Below are 4,645 nucleotides of genomic sequence, written 5' to 3'. Positions count from 1 at the left end.
GGCACCCTGCAGATCCCGCTGATCGCCAACACCATCAACCGCGTCTACCTGATGAGCAACCCGACGGCCTCGCTCTCCTACTCGGTCAGCGGCGGGGAAGGATCCTAGAGGGACGGGTCCAGGAAGGCGCGGTCGTAAACCTCCAGCGAGCGGATCGACGCCCACGTGTTAGCGTTCACACCACCGGTGACGGTCACCCGGACGTAGCGGGTCCGGGCCGTGAACGTCGCGGTCTGCACCTGCACGGCGGAGGAGTTCCCGGTCAGGTCGGCGAGCGTCGACCAGGTGGACCCGTCGGCGGAACCGTCGATCCGGAACTGGTAGGCGTGCCCCGGCAGTTCCCAGGCGATCCGCGCGCCCGTGACCGGCCGCACCGAGCCGAGGTCGGTCTGCAGCCAGTGGCCGGTGTTCCCGTCGGCCGCGCACCAGCGGCTGGAGGTGTCCCCGTCGAACGCGTTGGCCGGAACGTTCCCGTGCGAGGTCTCCGAACCGTCGGCCGTGGCCGGGCAGCCGCGGGCGATGTCCGTCGGCACCACCGGGCGGTCGAGCACGATCGCCACGATCGTGTCGTCGGGGTAGCGGGTGCGGTCGATGCCCGTGATGGTGACGGCGTTCCCGCTCGCCGCGCCGAAGGACAGCGCGCTCTTGGAGACCACGTCGTAGACCGAGGTGACGTTCGCGTCGCCCAGGGACGGCGTCGTGAAGCTGCTGCCGCCGTTGTACCCGGCCAGCAGGTGTGCGTAGACGGTCCGGTCGGCGAAGGTGAAGCCGTACTGGCCGTCCGCCGGGTTCCACGGGCCGCCGCGGGTGTTGTACACGGCCTCCCGGTTGGCGTTCATGAACCCGCCGAGCTGGCGGATCACCGCGGCCTGCGTGCTCGGGACCGTACCGGTCGCGTCCGGGCCGACGTTGACGAGCACGGACATGTCGCGGACGAAGGAGTTGACGAACAGGCCCAGCGCTTGGGAGAAGGGCATGGCGGAGTTGCCGCTGTACCCCCAGCTCCCGCCGACGCTGAACGTCTTCTGGACCAGGCGGCCGTACCGGATCGGACCGCTCGGCACGCCGGAGCCCTCGTCGAGGTCGTAGTCGCCCACCCATCCCGAGCGGGAGTTGGACACGGCGTTCGGCTGGTGCCGGCGCAGCACGCCGGTGAGACCCAGCGGCCTGCCGGTGCCCGTCTCGGTGTCGCCGTACGCGGCGTCCACCTGCCAGCCGTTGCCGCCGTCCCGGTACTGACCGGGCTCCCAGAAGAACGACCCCGACGCGTCGGTGCCCTGCTGCGCCAGCCAGCCGCCGTCCCACCAGATGTCGTCGATCGCGCCGTAGTCGGTGACCAGCTCCTTCACGGACTGGTACACCTCGTTCTTCATGATCCGGGCGTTCTCGTGGTAGTCGAAACCCGCCGGGTCGGAGCCCTCGTAGTTCCACGGGTAGACGCTGTTCGGCAGTACGCAGTCGGAGGTGAGCGCGGGGCTCGGCGGCTTCGAGCCGCTCACGTCGTAGTAGCCGGGGTAGCGCCAGTCGATCGGCGAGTAGTAGAGCCCGACCCGCAGGCCCGCCGCGCGCACGGCGTTCACGTAGCCCTTGACGAAGTCCGTGCCGGCCGGGAAGGGGGCGGAGCCGGTGGTCCAGGCATTGGGGTGGCCGCTGGGCCACAGGGCGAACCCCTCGTGGTGACGGGTGGTCAGGACGACTTCGGCGGCGCCGAGGTCCTTGGCCAGCTGCGCCCAGGCGGCGGGGTCGTAGGACTGGGACTGGCTGGCGAACGAGCCGGCCCACTGCGCCCGGTAGGAGGTCGGCGCGGTCTTCGAGTAGAACATGTTCCACTCACCCTGGGCCGCTGCCGAGTAGACGCCCCAGTGGATGAACATGGACACCTTGTTGTCGCGCATCCACTGGATCTTGCTGTCCGGCTGCTGCCAGGCCCCCTGGTCGAGCTTCGGGACGCGCAGCGGGACGAGGGGCAGCGCGGCGCCTCCGGTCGCGGTGCCTCCGGTCGCGGCGTCCCCGGTCTCGGCGGCCTCGGCCCGGCTGCCGACGGGTCCGATGACCGTGGCGGCGGTGGCAACTGCCAGGCCGGTGAGCATGCTTCTCCGGCTGATGGATCGTGGCATGGATGCTCCATATGTCCTGGAATGCTCGCAAAGGGAGTGGCCTGGCGAGTCAGGTACATGTATGGCGGCGCACGGAGTGGCGTGTCAAGACATCTGACGGCGATATGTCGGATGAATCAAGGCCGCTCCGCGTTCATGCCGGGAGCGGGTGAACGTTCTCAAGAAGGCGGGCAGTCTGCTCTGAATTGGGGAGAATCAGCAGGTCAACGTGATGATATGTGCCCCTGGCCGACTGGGCTTGCGGCGCTGTTCCGCTTCTCCGTCGGCTCGGCCTTGCACGTTGGGGTGGCCCGGAGGATGCTTAGTCATCGGATCAATCCGGTGCGGGCAGGTCGAAAGAGCCCACCCTCCCCGCCGGCGGCCTCAAGGGCGATGGGTCACCCGTCGGCCCGGCACGTTCTCAGGCGGCGCCGTCCGGGGCGGGGCAGGCGCTGTGCACCAGGCGCCGGGCCAGGTCGGTGGTGCGGCGGGCGGGACCGTCGGGGCCGAGGACGGTAGCGGTGGCGTAGGCGCCGTTGAGGACCAGCAGGAGCTCGTCGGCGAGCTGCTCGGGGTCGGCGGCGCGGGCGTCGGCGGCCAGGTCGCGCAGCCAGTCGCGGAGCTGCACTTTGTGGGCCTTGGCGACCTGGTTGGCGGGGTGCTCGGGATCGGGGAACTCGGTGTTGGTGTTGAGCATCGGGCAGCCCCGGAAGCCGTCCCGCCCGGTGTGGCCGGTGACCGCGGCGAAGACCGCGACCAGCTTCTCGCGTGGCTCGGCCACTTGGTCGGCGGCCTCGCGCAGGCCAGCCAGCCAGCGCTCCGCCCGGTCCTCCACGTAGGCGGTGGCGAGGGCGTCCTTGGTGGGGAACTGGCGGTAGACGGTCGCGTTGCCGACGCCGCTCTCCTTGACCACCAGGTCCATGCCGACCGCGCGGATGCCGCGCTGGTAGTACAGGTCGCCCGCCACGTCCAGGACGTGCCGCCGGTTCTCCTGTGCCGTCCTGCGGGCCATGGCTTCCTCCTGGTGCCGATGCCGATGCCGATGCCGATGCCGGTGCTGCGATCCGATCCGGCCGTCCTCGGTCGCAACTTTGACAGACGGATCGTTCCGTCACAACATGGGTGACGGAACGATCCGTCACATTGACCGCCGCACCCACCGAGGGAGCACCAGGACATGAACCTCTCCGCCACGCCGCGCACCCTGGTCGTCGTCGCGCACCCCGACCCGGGCTCCTCCCGGATCACGGTCGGCCTGGCCGACGCGGTCCGGGACCTGGACCACGTCACCGTGCACGACCTGTCCGCCGCCTACCCCGACGGGCGGATCGACGTCGAGCGCGAGCAGGCGCTGCTGCGCGCGCACGACCGGATCGTCTGGCAGTTCCCCTGGCACTGGTACTCGGTGCCGGCCGTGCTCAAGACCTGGATCGACGAGGTGCTGGCGTACGGGTTCGCCTACGGCACCGGCGGCACCGCGCTGCACGGCAAGACCCTCCAGTTGGTCACGTCCACCGGCGCACCCGAGGACGCCTACGCGCCCGAGGGCCGAAACCGCTTCACCATGGCGCAGCTGATGGCCCCGCTGGACGCCACGGCCCACCTGACGGGCATGCGGCTCGCCGAGCCCCTCGTGCTGTTCGGCGCCCGCCTGGTCTCCGACGTGGAACTCAAGGCCCACGCCGAGCAGTACCGCACCCTGCTCGCCGCCTGAGAACGTGCCGGGCGGGCGGGTGACCGCTCGTTCCTTCCGGCGCCGCCGGGCCGGTCACACCTCCTGGTCGGCCCAGAGGTGCGACTCCGCCTTGCCGAGGGTGTCGCGGAGCCACTGTTCGACCCCGGCGACGTGTGCGGTCGCCCAGGCGTGGGCGACCTCGGGCATGCGGCGGGCGATGGCGTCGAGGATGGCGCGGTGCTGCTGGCGGGTGCGGGCCACCGCGTCCTCCTCCGTCAGCCCGCGCCAGATCCGTGCGCGCGTGGTGGGGCCGGACAGGCCGTCGATCAGCGAGCAGAGCACGGTGTTGCCCGACCCGGCCGCGATCAGGTGGTGGAACTCCAGGTCGTTGGCGATGAGTTCGTCGAGCGACGCGTCCTCGGGCAGGCCCTCCAGCATGTCGCGCAGGGCGGCGATGTCCTCGTCGGACATGACCCGGGCGGCCATCGCGGTGGCGGCCGGCTCCAGGATGCGGCGGACCTCCAGGAACTCCAGGACCGTGTTGTCCTGGTGGAAGTCGACGACGAAGCCCAGCGCGTCCAGCAGGACTTCGGGCTCCAGGCTGGTCACGTACGTGCCGTCGCCCTGGCGCACGTCGAGCACCCGGATGAGCGAGAGGGCCTTGACCGCCTCCCGCAGGGAGTTGCGGGAGAGGCCGAGCCGGTCCGCGAGGTCGGCCTCCTTCGGCAGCCGCTCACCGGGGCGGAGCTCACCGCTCACGATCATGGCCTTGATCTTCTCGATCGCCTCGTCGGTGACTGGCACGACTACGCCCTCCTGGTCATCTGATCTTCGCAGCATACGGGTTCCGTCCGGGGCGGCCGCGGTGCCCGGA

General features: G+C 70.5%; 4 protein-coding genes. 1 reads left to right on the top strand and 3 read right to left on the bottom strand.

Going from position 1 to position 4,645, the window contains the following annotated elements:
• Positions 1 to 104: 104 nt before the first annotated feature.
• Together ACFV4G_RS43015 and ACFV4G_RS43010 are read right to left on the bottom strand one after the other, a co-directional pair.
• Positions 105 to 2,117, bottom strand: coding sequence for an alpha-L-fucosidase (locus tag ACFV4G_RS43015; RefSeq protein WP_380449042.1), 2,013 nt, complete (start codon positions 2,115 to 2,117; stop codon positions 105 to 107).
• Between the two features lie 400 nt (positions 2,118 to 2,517).
• Positions 2,518 to 3,108, bottom strand: a complete 591-nt coding sequence (locus ACFV4G_RS43010; RefSeq protein WP_380449040.1) for a TetR/AcrR family transcriptional regulator — start codon at positions 3,106 to 3,108, stop codon at positions 2,518 to 2,520.
• A gap of 165 nt (positions 3,109 to 3,273) precedes the next feature.
• Here ACFV4G_RS43010 and ACFV4G_RS43005 point away from each other — a divergent pair, with 165 nt between their 5' ends.
• Positions 3,274 to 3,810, top strand: a complete 537-nt coding sequence (locus ACFV4G_RS43005; RefSeq protein WP_380449038.1) for an NAD(P)H-dependent oxidoreductase — start codon at positions 3,274 to 3,276, stop codon at positions 3,808 to 3,810.
• Positions 3,811 to 3,864: 54 nt separating this feature from the next.
• Here the strand turns inward: ACFV4G_RS43005 and ACFV4G_RS43000 are convergent, their stop codons facing one another.
• Positions 3,865 to 4,575, bottom strand: coding sequence for a FadR/GntR family transcriptional regulator (locus tag ACFV4G_RS43000; RefSeq protein ID WP_380449036.1), 711 nt, complete (start codon positions 4,573 to 4,575; stop codon positions 3,865 to 3,867).
• Positions 4,576 to 4,645: the final 70 nt, after the last annotated feature.

This window comes from Kitasatospora sp. NPDC059747 (genome assembly GCF_042732955.1).
Classification (GTDB): domain Bacteria; phylum Actinomycetota; class Actinomycetes; order Streptomycetales; family Streptomycetaceae; genus Kitasatospora.
This window is presented reverse-complemented; position numbering and strand designations above follow the sequence as displayed.

What these genes read in the sequence shown, in the direction of transcription:
- ACFV4G_RS43010 (WP_380449040.1), bottom strand. Translation starts at nt 3,108, where the DNA reads ATGGCCCGCAGGACGGCACAGGAGAACCGGCGGCACGTCCTGGACGTG.
- ACFV4G_RS43005 (WP_380449038.1), top strand. Translation starts at nt 3,274, where the DNA reads ATGAACCTCTCCGCCACGCCGCGCACCCTGGTCGTCGTCGCGCACCCC.
- ACFV4G_RS43015 (WP_380449042.1), bottom strand. Translation starts at nt 2,117, where the DNA reads ATGCCACGATCCATCAGCCGGAGAAGCATGCTCACCGGCCTGGCAGTT.